This is a genomic window from Pseudomonas sp. SMN11, assembly GCF_052041945.1.
Taxonomy (GTDB): Bacteria; Pseudomonadota; Gammaproteobacteria; order Pseudomonadales; family Pseudomonadaceae; genus Aquipseudomonas.
This window is the reverse complement of sequence record NZ_JBKGGW010000037.1, coordinates 1-21,651: the sequence shown is the minus strand read 5'-3', so window position 1 is coordinate 21,651 and position 21,651 is coordinate 1. Positions and strand designations below refer to the sequence as shown.

Annotated in this window: 22 protein-coding genes; 6 read left to right on the top strand and 16 right to left on the bottom strand. The window is 61.8% G+C overall.

All coding sequences use genetic code 11. The features are described 5' to 3' along the window. Position 1: 1 nt before the first annotated feature. The 12 genes from ACLEJU_RS23740 to flgB form a co-directional block, all read right to left on the bottom strand. Complete coding sequence (locus tag ACLEJU_RS23740; protein ID WP_435423652.1) at positions 2 to 1,585, bottom strand: flagellar hook-associated protein 3; 1,584 nt, start codon at positions 1,583 to 1,585, stop codon at positions 2 to 4. Positions 1,586 to 1,598: 13 nt separating this feature from the next. Then, complete coding sequence (gene flgK, locus ACLEJU_RS23735) at positions 1,599 to 3,632, bottom strand: flagellar hook-associated protein FlgK (RefSeq protein ID WP_435423653.1); 2,034 nt, start codon at positions 3,630 to 3,632, stop codon at positions 1,599 to 1,601. Positions 3,633 to 3,644: 12 nt separating this feature from the next. Then, on the bottom strand, positions 3,645 to 4,811 hold the full coding sequence (flgJ, locus tag ACLEJU_RS23730; RefSeq protein ID WP_435423654.1) for a flagellar assembly peptidoglycan hydrolase FlgJ: 1,167 nt from the start codon (positions 4,809 to 4,811) through the stop codon (positions 3,645 to 3,647). A gap of 11 nt (positions 4,812 to 4,822) precedes the next feature. Continuing rightward, on the bottom strand, positions 4,823 to 5,932 hold the full coding sequence (locus ACLEJU_RS23725; protein WP_435423655.1) for a flagellar basal body P-ring protein FlgI: 1,110 nt from the start codon (positions 5,930 to 5,932) through the stop codon (positions 4,823 to 4,825). 12 nt (positions 5,933 to 5,944) lie between these two features. Next, positions 5,945 to 6,640 carry a flagellar basal body L-ring protein FlgH gene (flgH, locus tag ACLEJU_RS23720; protein WP_435423656.1) on the bottom strand — a complete coding sequence of 232 codons (696 nt, stop codon included), beginning with the start codon at positions 6,638 to 6,640 and terminating at the stop codon, positions 5,945 to 5,947. Between the two features lie 46 nt (positions 6,641 to 6,686). Further along, positions 6,687 to 7,472 carry a flagellar basal-body rod protein FlgG gene (flgG, locus tag ACLEJU_RS23715; protein WP_027921148.1) on the bottom strand — a complete coding sequence of 262 codons (786 nt, stop codon included), beginning with the start codon at positions 7,470 to 7,472 and terminating at the stop codon, positions 6,687 to 6,689. Between the two features lie 47 nt (positions 7,473 to 7,519). Beyond that, on the bottom strand, positions 7,520 to 8,260 hold the full coding sequence (flgF, locus tag ACLEJU_RS23710; protein ID WP_099814220.1) for a flagellar basal-body rod protein FlgF: 741 nt from the start codon (positions 8,258 to 8,260) through the stop codon (positions 7,520 to 7,522). Positions 8,261 to 8,453: 193 nt separating this feature from the next. After that, positions 8,454 to 8,639 carry a hypothetical protein gene (locus ACLEJU_RS23705; protein WP_435423657.1) on the bottom strand — a complete coding sequence of 62 codons (186 nt, stop codon included), beginning with the start codon at positions 8,637 to 8,639 and terminating at the stop codon, positions 8,454 to 8,456. A gap of 72 nt (positions 8,640 to 8,711) precedes the next feature. Next, on the bottom strand, positions 8,712 to 10,070 hold the full coding sequence (gene flgE / locus ACLEJU_RS23700) for a flagellar hook protein FlgE (protein ID WP_435423658.1): 1,359 nt from the start codon (positions 10,068 to 10,070) through the stop codon (positions 8,712 to 8,714). A 27-nt stretch (positions 10,071 to 10,097) separates the two neighbouring features. Next, positions 10,098 to 10,814 carry a flagellar hook assembly protein FlgD gene (gene flgD / locus ACLEJU_RS23695; protein ID WP_435423659.1) on the bottom strand — a complete coding sequence of 239 codons (717 nt, stop codon included), beginning with the start codon at positions 10,812 to 10,814 and terminating at the stop codon, positions 10,098 to 10,100. A 15-nt stretch (positions 10,815 to 10,829) separates the two neighbouring features. Further along, positions 10,830 to 11,273 carry a flagellar basal body rod protein FlgC gene (gene flgC, locus ACLEJU_RS23690; protein ID WP_027921143.1) on the bottom strand — a complete coding sequence of 148 codons (444 nt, stop codon included), beginning with the start codon at positions 11,271 to 11,273 and terminating at the stop codon, positions 10,830 to 10,832. A 3-nt stretch (positions 11,274 to 11,276) separates the two neighbouring features. Then, the gene (gene flgB / locus ACLEJU_RS23685) at positions 11,277 to 11,684 is read right to left on the bottom strand and encodes a flagellar basal body rod protein FlgB (RefSeq protein ID WP_103446465.1); all 408 of its coding nucleotides are present in this window, start codon (positions 11,682 to 11,684) and stop codon (positions 11,277 to 11,279) included. 439 nt (positions 11,685 to 12,123) lie between these two features. On the opposite strand from flgB, the gene ACLEJU_RS23680 reads away from it, so the two are divergent. Together ACLEJU_RS23680 and ACLEJU_RS23675 are read left to right on the top strand one after the other, a co-directional pair. Beyond that, positions 12,124 to 13,467: a DUF6861 domain-containing protein gene (locus tag ACLEJU_RS23680; protein ID WP_435423660.1), complete on the top strand. Its 1,344-nt coding sequence runs from the start codon at positions 12,124 to 12,126 to the stop codon at positions 13,465 to 13,467. A 13-nt stretch (positions 13,468 to 13,480) separates the two neighbouring features. Then, complete coding sequence (locus tag ACLEJU_RS23675) at positions 13,481 to 14,104, top strand: GAD-like domain-containing protein (protein ID WP_435423665.1); 624 nt, start codon at positions 13,481 to 13,483, stop codon at positions 14,102 to 14,104. A gap of 92 nt (positions 14,105 to 14,196) precedes the next feature. On the opposite strand, the gene cheR is transcribed toward ACLEJU_RS23675, so the two are convergent. Both cheR and ACLEJU_RS23665 read right to left on the bottom strand, forming a co-directional pair. Further along, a complete protein-coding gene (cheR, locus tag ACLEJU_RS23670; protein WP_159411538.1) occupies positions 14,197 to 15,024 on the bottom strand; it encodes a protein-glutamate O-methyltransferase CheR in 828 nt (275 codons plus the stop codon). Between the two features lie 51 nt (positions 15,025 to 15,075). Then, the gene (locus ACLEJU_RS23665) at positions 15,076 to 16,005 is read right to left on the bottom strand and encodes a chemotaxis protein CheV (protein ID WP_435423661.1); all 930 of its coding nucleotides are present in this window, start codon (positions 16,003 to 16,005) and stop codon (positions 15,076 to 15,078) included. A gap of 78 nt (positions 16,006 to 16,083) precedes the next feature. On the opposite strand from ACLEJU_RS23665, the gene flgA reads away from it, so the two are divergent. The 4 genes from flgA to ACLEJU_RS23645 all read left to right on the top strand — a co-directional run bounded on the left by flgA (position 16,084) and on the right by ACLEJU_RS23645 (position 18,644). Beyond that, positions 16,084 to 16,836: a flagellar basal body P-ring formation chaperone FlgA gene (gene flgA / locus ACLEJU_RS23660; RefSeq protein WP_159411539.1), complete on the top strand. Its 753-nt coding sequence runs from the start codon at positions 16,084 to 16,086 to the stop codon at positions 16,834 to 16,836. A 151-nt stretch (positions 16,837 to 16,987) separates the two neighbouring features. Beyond that, a complete protein-coding gene (gene flgM / locus ACLEJU_RS23655) occupies positions 16,988 to 17,302 on the top strand; it encodes a flagellar biosynthesis anti-sigma factor FlgM (protein ID WP_435423662.1) in 315 nt (104 codons plus the stop codon). Between the two features lie 50 nt (positions 17,303 to 17,352). After that, positions 17,353 to 17,820, top strand: coding sequence for a flagella synthesis protein FlgN (locus ACLEJU_RS23650; protein ID WP_060508334.1), 468 nt, complete (start codon positions 17,353 to 17,355; stop codon positions 17,818 to 17,820). An 80-nt stretch (positions 17,821 to 17,900) separates the two neighbouring features. Next, a complete protein-coding gene (locus ACLEJU_RS23645) occupies positions 17,901 to 18,644 on the top strand; it encodes a flagellar brake protein (protein WP_435423663.1) in 744 nt (247 codons plus the stop codon). A 97-nt stretch (positions 18,645 to 18,741) separates the two neighbouring features. Here ACLEJU_RS23645 and ACLEJU_RS23640 read toward each other — a convergent pair whose 3' ends face one another. Further along, positions 18,742 to 20,082, bottom strand: a complete 1,341-nt coding sequence (locus tag ACLEJU_RS23640; RefSeq protein ID WP_435423664.1) for an MFS transporter — start codon at positions 20,080 to 20,082, stop codon at positions 18,742 to 18,744. Between the two features lie 130 nt (positions 20,083 to 20,212). After that, a complete protein-coding gene (locus ACLEJU_RS23635; RefSeq protein ID WP_435423666.1) occupies positions 20,213 to 21,454 on the bottom strand; it encodes a glutamine synthetase family protein in 1,242 nt (413 codons plus the stop codon). Between the last annotated feature and the right edge of the window lie 197 nt (positions 21,455 to 21,651).

Genomic DNA, 21,651 nt, shown 5'->3' with positions numbered 1-21,651 from the left:
ATCAGATGTAGTTGGTCAAGGACAGGCTGGCGACCTTGGCGTAGGCCTGCAGCGAAGCCTGCAGCATGTTGGTCTGCATCTGCAGCCGCAGCATCACCTCGGCAGGGTCGCTCTCGCGGATCGAGCTCTGGGTCTTGGCATTTTCGGTATTCAGCGCTTCGTTGGTTTCCGCCTGCACATCCAGTGCCTGGCCGCGCCCGCCGATGGCACTGATCGAAGACGATACCTGGTTGCTGGCACTGGCAACGTTGCCAATGGCCGAATCCAGCGAGGCCAGGAAGTTCTGCCGGGCAACCGGGTCGTTATCGACAGGCGTTCCCAGGGCGGTTCGCAATTTGCTGATGGTGTCCAGCACGTTCTGGGTCTGGTGGGTATCGACCTTGACGCCGAACGAGTCACCTGCAGCCGGCGCGCCGGACAACTCGAAGCTGACACCCGCTGCCGAAGCAGTGGTGCCGTTCGGCCCGCCCAAGGTACCCGAGGCGACCGGGCGGCTACTGTCGGTGATCGGTGCAGCATACAGCTCGAAGGTGTTGGTGCCGGTGAACTTCAGCACGGCGCCACCCGACGGGAAAGCAGCCTTGTAAGCAGCCTGGTCGGTGATGGTGGCGCCGGTGACCTGCTCGGAAGAGGCGTTGCCGGGGCTGCGGGTACCCGTTACCTGGTCAGCCTTGGAACTCAGCGTGAAGCTGTGCCCGGCGATGGCTGCGTCTTCGTTGCCCTTGTCGCTATCCTTGAAGGTAACATCCAGGCGTAGATCAACGCCGCGGAAGCTGATGCTGGTGTTGTCGCCCTTGGGATCGAACTTGCCTCCCTGACTCGCTTCCAGCGTCACATCATTGCCAGTGGCATCGGTGATCTTGTATTCAGTGCTGCTGGTGAACTCGATGGTGTACGGCTCGCCACTACGGAAGCGGCTGTTATAGGTCGAGCTACCGGAAACCTGGCCGTTGGAAAGGCTGACGCGCCCGTCGTCGGTGGCCGGGGACACCAGTTTGGTCTCGCTGCGGCTGGTATTGAGCGCCTGCTCGAAAGCATCGAAACCCGTTTCATTGGCTGCCAGGCTGAGCATGTCGCCGACCTGCAGGTTCAACTTGCCCTGGTCGCCCTGGTAGCTGTACGTACCATCGGCATTGCGCACATAGGGTTGGGTGTCACCCTTGGAGCCCGAGAAGATGTACTTGCCGTTTTCATCCTTGCTGTTCATCAACGAAAACAGTTGATCCTCCAAAGAAGCCAGCTCATCGGCATTGGCCTTGCGATCGGCATCGGTGAACGTGGCATTGCCCGAGCTCACGGCCAGTTCGTTGACCCGCTGCAGGATGGTACCAATCGAGTTCAGCGTGCTTTCAGCAGTACCCAGGGCGTTGCGCACGCTGGTGATGTTGCCGCTGTACTGCTTGAGCATGTTCTGCTGCTGCTCCAGCTGCAGCAACCGCGCCGCCCCTACCGGGTCGTCCTTGGCCGAGCGCACGCGGATACCATCACTGGCCTCCTGCTGAGTCTGCACGGTCTTGGCAAAGTTGCTCTGGTAGTTGGCGCTGTTGGTGTTATAGAACTGCGAAGTAGAGATGCGTACGCTCACGATCTACGGCTCCTTAAAGACTGTTGATCAGGGTGGCGAAGGTTTCCTGGGCCGCCTTGATGATCTGCGACGACGCGGTGTAGTACTGCTGGAACTTGATCAGGTTGCCGGTCTCTTCGTCGATCGAGACACCCGACACACCGTTACGCGCATCCAGCGCCGAGGTGTGCAGGGCGGTGGTAGCGTCGCTGTCCATCTGCGCCTGGCCGGCCTTGCCGCCGACGTTGGACACCAGCTTGGCATAGGCATCGGTGAAGCTGATGCCCTTGCCATTGGCACCCACTTCCACGGTGGACTTGGTCTGCAGGTCGATCACCGACTGGCTGTTGCGGTTGTCTGCCGAGCCCGCGCCGGTCAGCGCCACGGTGTAGCTGTCGCCATTCTTCGGCGCGCCGGAGACGCTCATTTCGAAGGTGAAGCTGCTGCCCAGCGAGTTGCCGCTGCCATCGACCATCGGCACCGACAGTTGCAGCTTGTTTTCCTGGCCCGGGATGATCGTGCCGCTACCGATGTTGTTGCCCTTGGCGTCGAACATCGTGTACGCCTGCGGCGAGCTGCCGTCGTCACCGAACACCAGCTTGACCGGGGTCGAGTACTTAAGGCCGGTCTGCAGCTGCGAGCGCTGGGCGGCATCGTAGATGTCCATCTCGGAGGTCAGCGTCGGCTGAGTGATCACGCCCGTGCCTTTGTTGCCCGAACCGCTGGTGGCGGTCAGCGGTGCGGCCAGCGCCAGGCGCTTGGGGTCGGTCAGCACGGTATCGATGTTCGCCGCGGCATTGCGCGTCGGGGTGATCTTGAAGCTGTCGCCTGCGCTCAGGGCACCACCGTTGAGCGACAGAGTGAAACCGTCGATCACTGGCGCCGGGTCGTCGTCGAGGCTGTAGGTACCCATGTCAGTGCCATCAGGCAGCTTGCGCACGGTGTACTGCTTGTCGCTGTTGAAGGTCACCTGGTAATCGCTGGTGGTCAGCTTGCCGGTGTCCTTGATGGTCACGTCGAGGTTGCCGGAACCTGCACTGTTACCAGTCTTGGCGACACTGCGCTGGGCGATGGCCGCGGCGCTGTTGATATCGCCGAACAAGGTGGCACCGAAGTCACCGTTCTTGTCGATACCCTGGGCCAGCTGGCTGTTGATGGCATCGGCCACCACCAGGGCCACGCGGCCAAGCTCGTTGAGCGCCGGGTCGAGGGTTTCCTTGCGGTAGCGGATCAGGCCGCCCAGCTCACCACCGGTGGTGCTGTTGGTGATGTCCATCTTGGTCGAACCGCGATTGAGGATCAGGCTCATGCGGGTCGGGTCGGTGGCGCTCGGCTCGACGCCGATGGTCTGGGTGGTGTTGCCCAGCACCAGGGCCTGGCCGTTCTTCAGGTAGATGTCGTAGTTGCCGTTCTTCTGCTCGACCACGTCGGCACCGATCAGCGACGACAACTCGCGCACCGCACCATCGCGCTGGTCGAGCAGGTCGTTGGGCTGGCCGTTGACGGCGGTCATCTTGGAGATCTGGCCGTTGAGGTCGGCAATCGACTTGGTCAGGGCGTTGACCTTGTCGGCGATCGACGCCATGTTGGCGTTGATATCGCTGTTCTGCTGGTTGAACTGCGCCGACAGGGTGTTGAAACGCTTGGCCAGGGACTGGGCGCTGGTCAGCAGCAGCTGGCGCGAGGCGTCCTCGGTCGGCTTGGCGGCAGCATCCTGCATGGCACTGAAGAAGCTCTGCAACGCGGCGGTGATGCCGGTGTCGCTGCTCGACAGGGCGGTGTCCAGCGGGGTGATCTGATTCAGGTACGAGGTGGCGTCGCTGCTCAGCGAGGTGGTGGTACGCAGCTGGTTCTCGAGGAACGCGTTGTACACCCGGCGCACGTCAGCCAGGGTGGTACCGGAGCCGATGAATACCTGGCCGACCTGCTGGGCGCCCTTGGTCTTCTGCACGTTCTGCTGGCGCGAGTAGCTCTCGACATCGGCGTTGGCGATGTTGTTACCGAGGGTGTACATCCCCGACTGCGCGGCGCCAAGCCCCGACATGCCAATATTGATCAGACTCGCCATGGTTCCATACCCTTAAAGTTTCGTTGTGGTACCGAGCATTGCGTAGCTCTCGTACGACTTCATCTGTCTTGCGATCTGCGAGATCTTGCTGGCGTAGTTCGGGTCCGTGGCGTACCCGGCCTTTTGCAGCTCTCGCACAAATTGTTCTGGGTTATCGGCCGACTTCACCGCATCTTGATAGCGCGAATTGCTCTGCAGCAGGCTTACCAGGTCGTGGAAACTGTCCTGGTACGAATCGTAGGAACGGAACGCCGCCGTCTCCTTGACGAACTGGCCGTCGCGGAATTCGCTGGTGATCGCCCGCGCCGAATCGCCTTCCCAGTTACTGCTGGCCTTGATGCCGAACAGGTTGTGGCTGCTGCTGCCGTCACTGTTGCGCATGACCGACTTGCCCCAGCCGGTTTCCAGGGCGGCCTGGGCCACCAGGTAACGCGGATCGACACCAATCCGCTTGGCGGCCTGTTCCGCCATCGGCAGCATGGTGGCGACGAACTCGTCGCTGTCGGCAAAGGCCTTCTTCGGCGCCAGCGGCGGCTGCGCCACGGCACGGCCAGTGATGCGCAGGCCGTTGTCCGGGATGGCGATGGCCTTGGCCACCTGCTGCCCGTCACGGGCCGGCACGGCGGCCGTATTGGTGGCTGCGGCCGGGCTGGTGGCCGAAGGCACGATGCCGGCCAGCAGGCGATCGGTGAGCTTGCCCGGCAGCGCCAGGCGCCGCGAGTTGAGCGCGGCGACGTCGTTGCGCATGGCCGTGGTTTTCGTCGCCTGCACCGGGTCGGCCACCTTGTTGCCCCACAGCGTCGGCGCGCTGCCATCGACACGCGGGAACGGGCTGGTGTTGACCGGGGTGCTCTTGTTCTTCGACAGCTGGCGCACCAGCACGTCCTGCAGGCCGATACCGCCACCCTCGCGGGACATGCTCACGGCCAGCTGCTGGTCGTACATGTCGCGGTACTGCTTGACCGTCTCGCTGTTCATCGGGTTGTCGTCGGCCAGCACGTCGCTGGCCTTGCGCGAGGCCTTGAGCATCTCGCTGATGAACAGCGACTCGAACTCCTGGGCCACCTTGCGCACGTTGGCATCGCTGTCGCGGTCACCGTGCTTGAGTGAGCTCAGGCGGTTGAGGTCGGTGTAGGCACCGCTGTCAGCGTGACTGGAGACCAGGCTTTTCGAATTCATCCGCGGCGTCCTCAGATCACGATCAGGTCGGCCTGCAAGGCGCCGGCCTGTTTCAGTGCTTCGAGGATGGCCATCAGGTCGCCCGGTGCCGCGCCGACCTGGTTCACCGCGCGGACGATCTCATCCAGCGTGGTGCCCGGGCCGAACTTGAACATCGGCTTGGCTTCCTGCTCGGCATTGACCCGCGAACGCGGAACCACCGCCGTCTGGCCATTGGAGAACGGCCCCGGCTGGCTGACGATCGGGTCTTCGGTAATGGTCACTGTCAGGCTGCCGTGGGTCACCGCAGCCGGCGAGACCTTGACGTTCTGGCCGATGACGATGGTACCGGTACGCGAGTTGATGATGACCTTGGCCACGGCCTGGCCCGGATCGATCTCGAGGTTTTCGAGGATCGACAGGTAGTCCACGCGCTGGCTTGGATCCATCGGTGCACTGACCCGCACGGAACCACCGTCCACAGCCTGGGCCACGCCTGGGCCGAGCAGTTCATTGACCTTGTCGACGATGCGCTTGGCGGTGGTGAAGTCCGGGCGGTTGAGGTTCAGGGTGAGGCTGTTGCCCTGGTTGAAGCCGCTCGGCACGGCGCGCTCAACCGAGGCGCCGCCAGGAATACGGCCGGCCGACGGAACGTTGACGGTGATCTTCGAACCGTCACGGCCTTCGGCATCGAAGCCGCCGACCACCAGGTTGCCCTGGGCGATGGCGTAGACGTTGCCGTCGATACCCTTGAGCGGGGTCATCAGAAGGCTGCCGCCACGCAGGCTCTTGGAGTTGCCGATCGACGACACGGTGATGTCCACCACCTGGCCCGGCTTGGCGAACGCCGGCAGGTCGGCATGCACCGACACTGCGGCGACGTTCTTCAGCTGCACGTTGCCGGAGCCTGGCGGCACCTTGATGCCGAACTGCGACAGCATGTTGTTGAAGGTCTGCAGGGTGAACGGGGTCTGGGTGGTCTGGTCACCCGTACCATTGAGCCCCACCACCAGGCCATAGCCGATCAACTGGTTGGAACGCACGCCGGAGATGCTGGCAATGTCCTTGAGACGCTCGGCGTGGGCACCGAACGCGCAGGACAGGAGCAGGGTCGCGGCTATCAGCTGCCTAAGCTTGAACATGTTCATCCGTACTCAGAAGGGCCAAAGCGGGCTCATGAAGAAGCGGTCCAGCCAACCCGGCTGGCTGGCATCGGCGAACGAGCCGGTGCCCGAATAGGTGATGCGAGCATCGGCCACGCGGGTGGACGGCACGGTGTTATCGGTGGCGATGTCGTCGGCACGGATCAGGCCGGCGATACGCACCAGCTCTTCACCGGTGTTCAGGGTCATCCACTTCTCGCCGCGCACGGCGATGATCCCGTTGGGCAGCACTTCGGCCACGGTGACAGTGATAGAGCCGGTCAGGGTGTTGCCCTGGGTGGCCTTGCTGTCGCCCTTGGTGGTGCGGTCACCGCTGTAGCCGGCCTCGAGCGAAAGGTCGCCGCCGCCGAACGGGTTGTTGGTGTTGGGGGTGGAGCCGAACAGCGAGGTCAGACCAATGTCGGCCTTGCTGTTCTTCTGGATCTGGGAACCGGCGTTCTTGCTCGCCGACGTGCGTTCGTTGAGGGTGATGGTGATGATGTCACCCACGCGGAACGCTTTGCGGTCGGTGTACAGGCCCTGCTCGAAACCGGCCTGGTAAATCGAACCGTTGTTGGCTGCCGCCGGCAGCGGGGTGCGCGGCAGAACCGGCGCGTAATACGGGTCGTTCGGCTTCGGCGTCGGCGCGACGCAACCTGCCAACACAACCGCCCCCCCCAGGGCGAACACAGACAACAGACGTTTCATGAAACTTACCTCACGGTGTAACGGGAGTAGAACCTGTACCAGGGCTTTAGAGCTGTTGAGTCACGAACGACAGCATCTGGTCGGCGGTGGAAATGACCTTGGAGTTCATCTCGTAGGCACGCTGGGTGGTGATCATGTTCACCAACTCTTCCACGGTGCTGACGTTGGAGTTTTCCAGGGTCTGCTGCAGGGTGGTGCCGAAGCCGTTCAGACCCGGGGTACCGACTTGCGGCGCGCCGCTGGCTGCGGTTTCCAGGAACAGGTTGTCACCGATCGCCTGCAAGCCAGCCGGGTTGATGAAGTCGGCGGTCTGCAGGTTGCCGATCACCTGTGCAGCCGGGTTGCCGGCGGTGGTGATCGACACGGTGCCGTCCTGGCCAACGGTGAAGGTCTGGGCGTCGTTCGGCACCACGATCGCAGGCTCCAGGGCAAAGCCTTGGGCAGTGACGATCTGGCCATCGGAGTTCAGGTGGAATGTACCGTCACGGGTGTACGAAACGGTGCCGTCCGGCTGCAGCACCTGGAAGAAGCCACGGCCGTTGACCGCCATGTCCAGCGGGTTTTCGGTGGTCTGCAGGCTGCCGGTCTGGAAGTTCTTCTGGGTGCCGACAATGCGCACACCGGTACCGACCTGCAGGCCCGATGGCAGCTCGCTGTCCTGGGTCGACTGCGCACCTGGCTGACGCTTGATCTGGTACAGCAGGTCGGCGAACTCGGCGCGATCCCGCTTGAAGCCGGTGGTCGAGACGTTGGCCAGGTTGTTGGAAATGACGGTCAGGTTGGTGTCCTGGGCGGACAGGCCGGTTTTAGCGACCCAAAGAGCCGGAAGCATCAGTATTCTCCTCGTGCGCCTGTTTTACGGCACCCGTTCAAAGTTGGTTAGCCGATTTGCAAAACACGCGCCATGGCTTCATCGCCTTCCTTGGCCGCGTTCATCATTTTCACGTGCAGCTCGAACTGGCGGGACAGCGCCAGCACCGAAGTCATTTCTTCCACGGCGTTGACGTTGCTGCCTTCGAGGAAGCCCGACACCACCCTTACATTGACGTCGGCGGCAGCCGGCTGGCCGTTCTGGGTGTGAATCAGCCCGTCCAGGCCCTTGGTCATGCTCTTGATGTCCGGGTTGACCAGCTTGATGCGGTCGACCTCGGCCATCACCCGCGGGTCTTCACCCATCGAGCGGATGCTGATGGTGCCGTCGGCACCGACTTCGACTTTCTGCTCTGGCGGAATGGCGATCGGGCCACCGTTGCCGATCACCGGCATGCCGTTGCCGGCACGCAGCACGCCGAGGGCGTCGATGTTCAGGCTGCCGGTGCGCACATAGGCTTCGCTGCCATCCGGCGCCTGCACGGCGATGAAGCCCTGCCCGCTCACGGCCACGTCCAGCTCGCGCCCAGTCTCGACCATCGGCCCTTCGCTGAAGTCGGTGGCCGGGCGTTCGGTCATGGCAAACGCCCGTGACGGAAAGCTGTCACCGAACACCGGCATCGAGCGCGCCTGCTCCAGGTCGCGCTGGAAGCCATTGGTGGAAACGTTCGCCAGGTTGTTGGCGTGGGCCTTTTGCGCCAGCGCGTTCTGGCTGGCGCCGGTCATGGCCACGTAAAGCATCTTGTCCACAGTCATCCTCCGCTGCACTGACGATCGTTTGCCGTTCGCCGTTGCTGTGCAGGCTCTGAAGCAAGTTCCGAACCAACTTCTCGAATTCATGAAAAAGCCCGTGAATACGGGCTTTTATCGGGGTTTTGCGATTGGGATGCCGCCGGTTATCCGGCGCCGGGTTGCCGATGGCGGCAATCCTCTACCGGCCTCATCAAGGCTCGCGGCAACCGCCATTGGTGAATGGACCGGCGAATTTTTTCCAGCCCTCCCCCGGCGGCCACTGCGAACACACCAGCCGGCCATCCACCTGGCTCTCCCAGCGCCACCAGGGCGCGGTGCCGGCCTGGGCCTGGTACAGGCAGAAAGCGGCGATCAACGTGACAACCAGCCTTTTCATGATCCCTCCTGCAAATACGACTGACCCCTTTACAGGAAAGGGGTCAGTCCACGCATGCTCAGCCAGCGACCATCAGGTCATCTGAATGATGGTCTGCATGATGGTGCTTTCAGTGGAGATGGTCTTGGCGTTCGCCTGGTAGTTGCTCTGCGCCTTGATCAGCTCGACCAGCTCTTGCGTCAGGTTGACGTTCGAGCCTTCCAGCGCGTTGGACTCGACACTGCCCAGGGTGCCGGTCTTCGGCGTATCAATACCCGGAATGCCCGAGGAATAAGTCTCGGTCCAGCGGGTGCCACCGATCTGCTGCAGGCCTTGGTCGTTGGCGAAGCTGGCCAGGGCTACCTGGCCGATGGCACGCGACTGCTGGTTGCTGAAGCTGGCGAACATCACGCCGGTGGAGTCGATGCTAAGGCTTGACAGGATGCCGGTGGCATAACCGTCCTGGGACTGCGACATGCGCGCGGTCTCAGTGTTGTACGAGGTGGTGCTGTTCATCGACAGCTTCATGCCGTCGGCGTTCTCCGCCGAACCGTTGGAGGCCCAGTTACCTGCAGCATCCTTGGCGGCCGGGACCCAGCCCTTGAGGGTGAAGGTATTGTTGGTCACCGCCCATTCGGCGTTGGCCGGAGCACCCGGCGGAATGCTGGCCGGGTCAGTGGCCATGGACGCCACGCTACCGTCGGTATTGAAGGTCATGGTCGCTTCCAGCGGCGCAGTGGACGTCGGGTCCATCGGGTTGCGACCATCTACCAGGGTGTACATCGTCCACTGGTTGGTGTCGGTCTTGCGGTAGAACTGTTCCATGGTGTGCTCGTTACCCTGACTGTCGTAGACCTTGGTCGGGAACGACTTGGTGTACGTAGTGTCATCAGTCGGGTCGAACACGATGTCACCGGCAACCGGCGGCGTCGACGGCAGCGGGATAGACTTGGCCGAGGAATTCAGGTTGATGCCCTGGTCGATCAGGGTGGTGGCCTTTGGCTGCAGCGCCGAGGTGTCGATCTGCAGGTCGGTCAGCACACCTTTCTTGATGTTGCCGCTGCTGTCGGCAGCATAGCCCTGCAGGCGCAGGCCATCGGAAGTGACGACATAGTTGTCCTTGCTGGTCTGGAAGGCACCGGCACGGGTGTAGACCATCGAGCCGTTGTCGGACAGCACGAAGTAGCCCTGGCCCTGGATACCCATGTCCAGCACGTTGCCGGTGTTGTTCACGTCACCCTGGGTGAATTGCTGGGAAACCGCGGCCAGTCGCACACCGTTGCCGACCTGGTTCTTGCCCACGCCCAGGCGATTGGCGCCGGCGTAGACGTCGGCGAACTCGGCACGCGACGACTTGAAACCGGTGGTGTTGACGTTGGCAATGTTGTTGCCGGTAACGTCCAGCTGCTTGTTGGCTGCGTACAGACCGCTAAGGCCGATATTGAAAGACATGCTGTTGCTCCTTGTGCCGTTCTGGCCTTAGATACCGATGGTTTGTACGTCGGACAGGGAAACCTTGCCGACCCCGGCGAGGTTGAGCACCATTTCGCCCGTGGTGTTGAAGCTTACGCTGGTGACCTTGGCCGGCAGCAGGGTGTTCATCTGCACCGATTTGCCATCCACGGTGGTGCTGGCAGTGAAGGTGTAGGTTCCCGGGTCGACCTTCGCGCCGCTCGAGTTGGTGCCATCCCAGATGAAGTCGGCGTAGCCGGCTTTCTGTTCGCCCACCTCGATGGTCTTGACGGTGTTGCCGTCCTTGTCCTTGACGGTGATCTTCGCCCCGTCGATGGCCTGCGGCACGACGAACTGGCCATTGAAACTGTCGGCGGTATCGACCACGGCCTTGTCGTTCTGCACGATCACCGAGCGGCCGACCAGCGACGACGCCTGCAGCGCCTGGGACGAGGCCATGGCACTGGTGATGTTGGTGACCGACTCGTTCAGCGAGGTGATGCCCTCAAGGCTGCTGAACTGCGCCAACTGGGCCACGAACTCGCCGTTGTCCTGCGGGTCGAGCGGGTTCTGGTGCTGCATCTGGGTAACCAGCAGCTGCAGGAACGCATCCTTGCCCAGAGAGCTGTTGCCGGTCTGGGACGCGGTATCAGTGGTGGTCTTCTTGGTGGTGCCAGTGCTGACACCGGACGCCGCGATGACGTCGTTGAGGTTGACACCGGTAGAGGAGGTATCGATGGCCATGGTCCGGCTTCCTTATCACTGACCCAGGGTCAGCACTTTCTGCATCATGTTCTTGGCGGTGTTCATCAGCTCGGCGTTGGTCTGGAACGCACGGCTGGCGGAGATCATGTCAGCCATCTCCTCGACCACGTTGACGTTCGGGTAGTAGACGTAGCCGTCCTTGTTCGCCGCCGGGTGATTCGGCTCGTAGCGCGCCTCCAGATTGCTCTGGTCTTCGACGATGCCCTTGACCTGCACGCCCTGCCCCGCCTCGCCCTGGTCCTCGAACAACGACTGGCTGACGCCGCTTTGCGCGTTCTGGAAAGTGGTGGCGAACACCGGGTGGCGCGCACGGTAGGTCTGGTCGATGCTCGACGACACGGTTTCGGCGTTGGCGATGTTCGAGGCAACGGTGTTGAGGCGGGTGTTCTGCGCGCTCATGCCGCTGCCGGCAATGTTGAAAACACTGGAAAGGGACATGAATTACTCTCCGCGCAGGGCCGAAACCAGCCCTTTGAATTTACTGTTGAGCAAGGTGAAGCTGGCCTGGAAGCCGATGGCGTTTTCCGTGTAGTTCGATTGCTCGATCTGGGCGTCCACGGTGTTCTGGTCGATCGACGGCTGGGTCGGCACGCGGTATTGCAGCGAGTCGTCAGCCATTGCCAGGCCTTCGGCCTCGATGTGGCGGCTGTTGGTGCGGTCCATGGCGAAGCGGCCGCTTTGCTGCTTCTGGCTCTCGGCGGCGAGCACCGAAGAGAAGTCCATGTCACGCGCCTTGTAGTTGGGCGTGTCGGCGTTGGCGATATTGTTGGCCAGCACTTCGGCGCGCTGAGCGCGGAAGCCCAGTGCCTTTTCGTGAATGCCAAGCGCCTTGTCGAAACTGATGCTCATGTCGGGAAAACCTTCGAAGGTTGGCCGGAATTTCGTTGAGCAAGGTATAGCAAGGGCTGTGCCACATTCCCGAAAGCCCGGAAATGCTGGGTTGTAGCGCGGGCGGCTGATGGCGCGATGCCAGAAAAGCGGCAAAGTGCTTCCGCCTGGCGAAGCGAAAGCGGCAATTTCCGAGTGGCAAAAGCGGCAAAACAAAAAATTGACGTCAGAGGGTGGGCAGGTGCTTGGCAGTGCATGTATCGCTTCAAGATCGAGCGCCGTCCGCGCGGCGTTCGATCTTGAAACGACAACCCCACCAACCCTACCCAGCAATCTCAAATCTCAATAACCCTTGCCCCATTGGAAATTAAATAGACTTTTCCTACAGCCGACTCAGGAATTTCCCGCCCTCACTCCATGATGTGATTTCCCCTGCACAAAACTGGCAGGGAGACGCCTCATGTTGCTCTGGCACATCGTGCCCACCTGGCGCGATATCGAAACACGCATCACCGATGAAATGGGCTATCAGGGAGGCGCCCATTTCCGTACTTACCTCAACGAACAGGTGCCGTCACTGGCCCTCAACCTGCGCCGCGTGGACACCGTGCGGCGCGCGTTCCACAAGGCGGAATGGGTAGCCGGCGACCTGCTGCGCCAGCGCTTCGCCGACCTCGACATCAAAAGCATCCTCGACGACCTGATCGGCGTCGCCGAGCAGATGGCGATGATCGTCGCCGGCAGCGCCCTCACCGGCGGCCTGCTCGGTGCCGGCATCGGTGCGTTCGCGGGAGGTGCCGGAGCCATTCCCGGTGGCGTCGCAGGCACTGCCATCGGCTTCAAGGTCAGCGGCTGGATACTCGGCGCACTGGGCATCGCCTCTCTCGCCGAATTTTTCGTCGATGGCCTGCCGCGTATCGGCGAGTACTACCTGGACGGCATCGGCATCGCCTGGGAAGGCACCCGCGGTGAAGAAGGGCTGAACGCGTTCAGCCAGGACAACCCGTTTGCCATCGACCAGGCAGCGCATTTCATTGCCACAGGGCATGTGGAAGTGGTGATGCTGCTGTTGGGCGCCATGGTGTCCTACCTCACCCGCGGGCGCGGCAATGCGGGTGTGCTTGCCCAGGAAATGGCCACCAGCAAGAAAGGCGCGCGGATTGGGCAGTGGATGCTCAAGCACGAGGCGGCTTTGAAGAAACGGCCGGATCCGCAGGTGCCAGAACGGCGCACAGGAGCGGTAGCCGGGCGTGATCCGGCAGTACCGGACGCACATAAAAATGACAAGGGGTCGACAAAAAGCCACCCCGGCGTCATGGCATTGCATCATGTCGAATGCTTTAAAACAGGCAAGTTGCCGGAGTATAAGACAGGGGAATTCAAGCGACAGTTGAACGGTCAAGAGGATGGGCTCAACTGGATGACGGTTGAGGAGTTCTTGGAGAGTGTTACGTCCCCAAACAAACGGAATCCCGGCATTGCCCAAAAAGCCAGGGTGCATTATGAGGACGACATCCGAAACAGCATTGCACAAGAGCTCCGGAAAACACTTGACCCTTTAGACGCTGAATTGGCCGCAATCGAAAAAGCCAAAAACCGGATGTCCGTGTTAGCTGCACTGCACAACCCCGACCTCATAGCAGGCGGCAAGGATATAATCTCTGATTTCGGCGACCGCCAAGTGAATTCCACGATAGGACCACAATGGAAAACGAAGCTACCAAACCTCAAAAAGGCTGCCGAGACGGTTCCGCCAGAACTTAGAAGCACAACGCGCATGAACACAAAATTACACAAATGCTAAAAGGGCATCCATGATGGATAAAGTTTTTGCCAGGTTCATCGAAATTTTTGGCCCCGCCATCGACCGCAGGGAAGTGCCACCGTCAAGCCTCGACCGCTACAAAGACAAGCTACCCCCTAAGCTCTTGGAGTATTGGGCTGAACATGGCTGGGGAGGATACGGGGAAGGCATTTTCTGGTTAGTCAACCCACAGGAATATGAGGCAGGCGTATCGTCCTGGATAGAAGACACAGCACTCAACACGCAAGATACTTATCACCTCATCGCCAGAAGCGCCTTTGGCGACCTGTACCTGTGGGGGGAAAAATCCGGGGCATCGCTCACAATATCAAGCGTTAGCGCTCAGTATGTATTCCACAAAAACAGCTTCACAAAAACTGAACTAGATGCTGAGCTTCAGGGCTTTATCCTTTCAACACGAGTAGAGTCGAACGACTTCAACGACCTATTCAAGCCTGCGCTACGCACACTTGGCCAACTTAAGCATGACGAAATGTATGGATTTTTCCCAGCACTCATGCTGGGCGGCTCCGACTCCCTCAAGTTCTTGAAAAAAATCAGTGCAGTTGAGCATTTGATTTTCCTTGCTCAACTCACTGATCTAGAACCCTATTTTTTCTCGGAAGTACCGACTTGAGAATGTTGTTCAGCAGATCAAGAGCCGCCCGCTCGGGCGGCTCGATTTGACGGGAGCTACAGAACCACCGGCATGCACCAGGCACTCCGTTCTTACTTGGCCTGGTAGATGATCCCCGGGCTGCACTGAACCATCTGGTAGTGGTCCGGCAACCCGTTCAGCGCCTCCGAGGCACCGAGGAACAGGTAGCCCCCAGGCTTCAGGGTGCTGTGGATGCGCAACAGGATGTCCTTCTTCACCTGTGCCGAGAAGTAGATCAGCACATTGCGGCAGAACACGATGTCGAACTTGCCCAGGCTCGCATAGCTGTCGAGCAGGTTGAACGACCGGAACTCGACACGGCTGCGGATGGCCGGCTTGACCGCCCAGCGCCCCGGCGCCTTGGTGTCGAAGTAACGCTGCAGGCGCTCCTGGGACAGGCCGCGGGCAATCGCCAGGCTGTCGTATTCACCGGTCTTGCAGTTGTTCAGCATAGAGCCGGACAGGTCGGTGGCAACGATCTGCGCGCCCATCTTCAGCTGGCCCAGGTTGCTGCGTTCGAATTCGTCGATGGCCATCGAGATCGAGTACGGCTCCTGGCCCGACGAGCAGGCCGCTGACCACATGCGCAGGCGCTGCCCGGGGTTGTTCCTGATGAACTCGGGAATGACCTTGTTCTTCAGCACTTCGAACGGGTAGGTATCGCGAAACCACAGGGTCTCGTTGGTGGTCATCGCATCCACCACCTGCTCGCGCAAACCGCCCCGCGGCTGGGTCTGGATACGCTGTACCAGCTCGCCCAGGCTCTTGATGCCCTGCTGTTCCATCAGCTTGTTGAGACGGCTGGAAACCAGGTACTGCTTATTCTCGCCCAGCAGGATGCCACAGGCTTTTTCCAGGAATACCCTGAACTGTTCGAACTCCAAATTACCCGTAGACACTACTGCCGCCTCTTTTCAATCACTGGTGCCGGGAGCATGCCCCCGGCTGCTTCAATGCGCTGCCTTGATCCGGTCGACCACGCGCTGGGCCAGGTCGTCCGGCTTGAACTTGGCCAGGAAATCATCAGCCCCGACCTTCTTGACCATCGCCTGGTTGAACACTCCGGACAACGAAGTATGCAGGCAGATGTGCAATTTTTGCATACGCGGGTCGCTGCGGATCTCTGCGGTAAGCGTATAGCCGTCCATTTCCGGCATTTCAATGTCGGAGATCATCATCAGTAACTCTTCTTCCGGCTTCTTGCCCTCGTCGACCAGCTTGCGCAAGTAGTCCAGAGCCTGACGGCCATCGTTGAGCGCCACCACCTCCACACCCACCGTCTGCAGGCAGCGGCTGACCTGCTTGCGCGCCACCGACGAATCGTCGACGGTCAGCACCCGCAGCAGCGTGGCCTTGTCCTGCACCTCGGCATCGACCACGCCGGCAGACACCGACTCGGACGACGGCGCCACCTCGGCCAGCACCTTCTCCACGTCGATGATCTCGACCATGCGGTTGTCGACCCGGGTGACGGCGGTCAGGTAGTGGTCGCGCCCCGTGCCCTTGGGTGGCGGATGGATCTCTTCCCAGTTCATGTTGACGATGCGCTCGACCGAGTGCACCAGAAAGCCCTGGGTCTTGGTGTTGTACTCGGTGATGATCACGAAGCTGTTGCGCGTGTCTTCCTGCAACCCCGGCAGGCCGGTCGCCATCGACAGGTCGAGGATCGGGATGGTTGCCCCGCGAATGTTGGCCACGCCGCGCACCACCGGGTGCGACTTGGGCAGCACGGTCAGCTCCGGGCACTGCAGCACTTCGCGAACCTTGAACACGTTTATGCCGTAAAGCTGCGCCCCGTTGAGACGGAACAGCAGCAACTCCAGGCGATTCTGCCCAACCAGCTGCGTGCGCTGGTTGACTGAATCCATTACCCCCGCCATGCCTGACTCCTTATGCGTTCTGCCTTTTTGGTGCTACGTGGTCACCAAGTCGGCACGGGCTTTGCTTTTTTGAGCGCCATGTACACGAAAACGACAAATTTCCGACGACTGACACACCTGCTGAGCGGCACGCTCGCCGTGCTATGCCTGCTGGCACCCGGCGTTCGCACGCTGGCGGACGCGGTTACCTTGCCTGAACAGCTTATCGGTGTCACCCAAGGGTTTCTTGAATTCAGTGTCGAGGACTACCTGGCCACCACCCAGACTCCCGGGCGCTACGAAATCCAGGTCAACCCGCTCGACCCGCGCCTGCGCATGCCGCTGTGCAGCCAGCAACTGGACGCCTCGCTGGAGAGCCCGGCGCAGCCGCTGGGCCGGGTGACCGTACGGGTACGCTGTGACGGTAGCGCGCCGTGGACCCTCTTCGTGCCGGCGACGGTGAAGCTGTTCCGCGACGTGGTGGTGGTGACCCGCCCGCTCAAGCGCGACAACGTCGTTGGCGAAAATGACGTGGCCCTGCGCGAGCGCGACGTCGGTACGCTGACCCAGGGTTTTCTCACCGACCTCGACCAGGCGGTAGGCATGAAGATGGTGCGCTCGACGGTGCTCGACCAGGTGCTCACGGCGCAGCATCTGGAGCAAGCCGAGGTGGTGCGCAAGGGCGACCACGTAGTGATTACCGCACGCAGCGGCCCCTTGAGCGTGCGCATGCCGGGCGAAGCCTTGGCCAAGGGCGGCCAGGGCGAGCAGATCCGCGTGCGCAACCTCAATTCGCAGCGGGTGGTCAAGGCTCGGGTCACCGGCCCCGGCCAGGTTGAGGTCGCCATGTAGATTGCGCTGGCGGTGTGTAACTGCTTTTCCTAAACTGTGCCAGAAACGGGTTCGCGAGCTTGCTGACAGGCGGCTAAGCATTTGTGCCTAAAGTTTCTTTCGGGTTGGCCGAAAACAAGGCAAGCGTCCAAATACCCAGAGGTTTCTGATCATGGTCATCGACTTCAGTCGTTTGAATAACTCTCCGTCCGTCACGGGCGGCGTTCGTGGCAACGCCACGTCCGGCAACGCCGAGAAAAGCGGCGAAACCCAAGAAGCGCCGAAAAGCGCCAGCGCCAGCGGAGAAGCGGTACACCTCAGCCAAGAGGCCCAGCAGTTGCAAAAGGTCAGCGACAAGCTGCGCGACCAGCCCGTCGTCAACAGTGCCCGCGTGGCGCAGTTGAAACAGGCGATCGCAGACGGCAGCTACCAGGTCGATGCCGGCCGGGTCGCCAGCAAACTGCTCGATTTCGAAGCCCAGCGCTGACCGTTCGTCGCGCTGACTTCACGGACGCTATGTAAAGCCAAGAGTTAGCCATGCACGACATCACTTTGCTGCAACTGATCGAAGACGACATCGCCCCGACCCAGGAACTGCTCGACCTGCTCCAGCAGGAGTCGGTGGCCCTGCACGGCCGCGACATGGCGCCGCTGGAGGGCATCCTGGCCCGCAAGCAGTCGCTGATCGTCCTGCTCGAGCAGCAAGGCATGCGCCGCAACAACCTGCTCACCAGCCTCGGCCTGAGCGCCAATCGCGCCGGGGTGCAGGCATTGGCGGCTCAGTCGGACAACGGCGAGCTGATCCTGCAGCAGCTCGATGTGCTGACCCAGTTGATGGATGCCTGCCAGAAGGTCAACGAGACCAATGGCCGGATCATCCAGGTGCAGCAACACGTCACGGCCAACCAGATCAGAATCCTTCAGGGTGGCGAAGCACCGTCGCTCTACGACAGCCGTGGCGCCACTTCACCACTTGCCAAGCCCCGGGCGCTCAGCCAAGTGTGATTACTTCTATCAAGGCACGGAACATACTGGCAAAATGCCGTTACTTGCGTGTGTCGTTTTTGCCTGGAGATTGAAAACCCGTGTTCAATGAAGCCGATGCCCCGCAACCGCCGAAGGTGCTGAACACGCCCTTGGAGATCGCGGCCAACCTGCGCCAGCTACAAGACAGCCATGATCCGCTGATCATCACCTTCCATGAGCGCAGCCAGCGGTTCCAGAGCTACGTGGTACACGTGGACCGTGACAGCAATACCCTGGCGCTGGACGAGATGATCCCGCGCGACGGCGAAAAATTCATCGAGAACGGCGAACCGTTCCGCGTCGAAGGCTTCCATGACGGCGTGCGCATCGCATGGGAATGCAATCAGGAACTGAAGATCAGCGAAGTCGACGGCCACCGCTGCTACCGTGGCGCAATGCCGGAAGAGATGACCTACCACCAGCGTCGCAACGCCTTCCGCGCCGCGCTGAAGCTGTCGCAACTGGTCGACATCATCCTCGACGGCAGCTTCCTCAAGGGTAATGGTGCCTTGCGCGGCAAGTTGCTGGACATCTCTGCCACCGGCTGCAAGCTGCGCTTCGAAGGTAATGTCGAAAACCGCCTGCAACTGGGCCAGGTGTACGAGCGTTTCAAGGCCAGCAACCCGCTGGGCCTGGTGGACACCATGGTCGAGCTGCGCCACCTGCATTATGAAGAGCGGATCAACACCACCTTCGCTGGTGTGCGCTTCCATAACCTCAATGGCCAGGCGCAGCGCAAGATCGAAAGCTTTGTGTACCAGCTGCAGCGTGAAGCGCGGCGGTTCGACAAGGACGACTACTGAGTCGCCTGCCAATACAAAAATGCCACCCATCGGGTGGCGTTTTCGTTTCTCCTGTGCCGGCCTCCGCGGGTTCACCCGCGAACAGGCCGGCACAGGTTCAGACTGACTTGCTGACCTCATCCTGCTGAGCCTCGGCAACCGGCTCGGCCTTCTGATCATCCTCGGTATCTTCAGCCGCCACCGGTGTCTGCATCACTTCCTGCACGGTCTGCTCATCCACCCGCGGGTCGAGCGCCGCCGACAGTGGCGAACCGGCCGCCGGCATGGCCACGTGGCCCAGCGGCGCATCCTGCACCTGGTGCAGCCCGGTAACCGCCTTCGGCCGGATGCGCCACACCAGCACCAGGGCAAAGAACGCGAAGAACGCATACAGCATCTGCGCCCCCAACACCTTCATCAGCACCCCCGCCGCCAGTGGCCCGATACAGGCGCCCACGCCATAGGTGACCAGCAGCATGGCGGTCAACGACACCCGCCGCTCGCTCTCGACGTGGTCATTGGAAAACGCCACCGCCAGCGGATACAGGCAGAACTGCAGCAGCGAAATCACGAAGCCGATGCCAAACAGCGCCTCCAGCGGCACGCTGGGCAGGATGGCCAGCGGCGCCGACGCCAGCGCCAGGCCCACCGCAACGCTGCGGATCAGCACCGCCCGGTCGTAGCGGTCGGACAACCAGCCCAGCGGCCACTGCACCAGCAGCCCGGCAAAAATGCAGCAGCCCATGAACAGACCGATCTGCTCGGTCGTCATGCCCTGGCTGGAGGCGTACAGCGGCGCCAAACCGTAGAACGAACCCACGATCAAGCCTGAACCCAGCACCGTGCTGAGCGACTGCGGCACCCGCTTGATGAAGAATTTCGGCTCCATCGGTGCCGGGCGCAGGGGCGCCGGGTGGATGCGCCGGGTCATCGCCACCGGCACCAGGCACAGGGCAAAGCACATGGCCACCAGCATCAGCAGTTCCGGGCCCAGCTGCGGGTGCACCACCAGAATCAGCTGGCCGAGCACCAGGCCAAGATAAGAGGCGATCATGTAGCCACTGAACACCGCACCACGGTACTTGGCTTCGGCCTGCTCGTTGAGCCAGCTCTCGATGACCATGTACTGGCACATCATGCCGAGGCCGACGATCATCCGCAGCCCGACCCACACCGGCAACCAGCTGGTCATGCCATGCCCGAGCACCGCCGCACAGACGATACCGGCGCAGGTCGCATAGGCGCGAATGTGCCCGACCCGGCCGATCAACCGGTGGCCGATCTTGCCGCCCAGCGCCAGGCCGAAGTAGTTGGCCGCCATCAGCGCACCGACCCACAGACTGTCGACATGATCGGCCGCCAGGCGCAGCGCCAGGTAGGTACTGAGCAGGCCCGAGCCGATCAACATCATCAAGGCGGCGAAATACAACGACTGAAAGGGCTTCCAGATGTTCCGCATACGTCCCGTCGAACTCCCTGGTCAGGTGGCGTTGGCTTGCTGGCAAGCATAAAAGCAAAATGGTCGCGGCGCAGTCCCCTGCCAGACAAATAGCCGGACAGGGGCGCGTCCAGTACCGGTTGTGTCGCGATCAGGCCTGTGCGGCGAGTACGCGCCGTTCCCACGGGGTGATCTCGTTGAAGAAATCCGTCAGTTCCAAGGTCTTGCTGGCCAGGTAGCCGTCAATGAACTCGCTGCCGAACAGTTCCCGTGCCAGGGTGCTGCGCTTGAGGCGTTCGAGGGCCGCATGCAGAGTGCACGGCAGGCTCAGGTGTGCCGGCACCTCGAACTCGCCCTGGATTGCAGCGGTTGGCTGCAGGCGCTGCTCGATGCCGTGCAGGCCGGCGGCCAGGCTGGCAGCGATGGCCAGGTAGGGGTTGGCGTCGGCACCCGGCAGGCGGTTCTCGACCCGCCGCGCCACCGGGGCGCTGGCCGGAATGCGCAGGCCGGCAGCGCGGTTGTCCTCGGACCAGCAGGCATTGTTCGGCGAGGCGTAGGGATGGCACAGCCGCTGGTAGGAATTGACGTTGGGCGCGAACAGCGCGGTGAAATCGGCCATGCACGCCTGCTGGCCGCCAATGAAGTGGTAGAACGCATCGGTCGGCTGACCCTGCTCGTCGCTGAAAACGTTGCGCCCGCTGGCGATCTCCACCACGCTCTGGTGAATGTGCATGGAACTGCCCGGGGTGTGCGCCAACGGCTTGGCCATGCACACCACGCTCAGGCCATGCTTGAGTGCCACTTCCTTGAGCAGGTGCTTGAACAGGAAGGTCTGGTCGGCCAGCAGCAGCGGGTCGCCGTGCAACAGATTGATCTCGAACTGGCTCACGCCCATTTCGTGCATGAAGGTGTCACGTGGCAGGCCCAGGGCCGCCATGCACTGGTAGACCTCCTGGAAGAACGGGCGCAGGCCGTTGTTGGAACTGACACTGAACGCCGAGTGGCCAAGTTCGCGGCGGCCATCCTTGCCAACCGGTGGCAGGAAGGGTTGCTGCGGGTCGGTGTTGGGGGCGAAGACGAAGAACTCCAGCTCGGTCGCCACCACTGGCGCCAGGCCAAGGGCGGCGTAGCGGGCGATCACCGCCTTGAGCTGCCCGCGCGTGGACAGCCCGGAAGGCCGGCCATCAAGTTCGTTGGCATCACAGATGGCCAGCGCCAGGCCCTCCTCGCTCCACGGCAGCCGGTGGATCTGCGCAGGCTCCGCCACCAGCGCCAGGTCGCCGTCGTCACTGCCGTAGAAACGCGCAGGCGGGTAGCCGCCCATGATGCATTGCAGCAGCACGCCCCGGGCCATCTGCAGCCGGCGGCCTTCGAGGAAGCCCTCGGCGGTCATCACCTTGCCGCGGGGAACGCCGTTGAGGTCGGGGGTGACGCATTCGATCTGGTCGATGCCCTGGAGGAGCTCGGCAGGCGAGCGGTGGGCGGCGGTGGTCATGACGCTTGTCCTTGTTGTTATAGGCTGACAACAACATAGGCTTAGGGTGTTTAAAATATCAAGCACCCTGCATGCAGTACTGCGCTGCCCTGGTA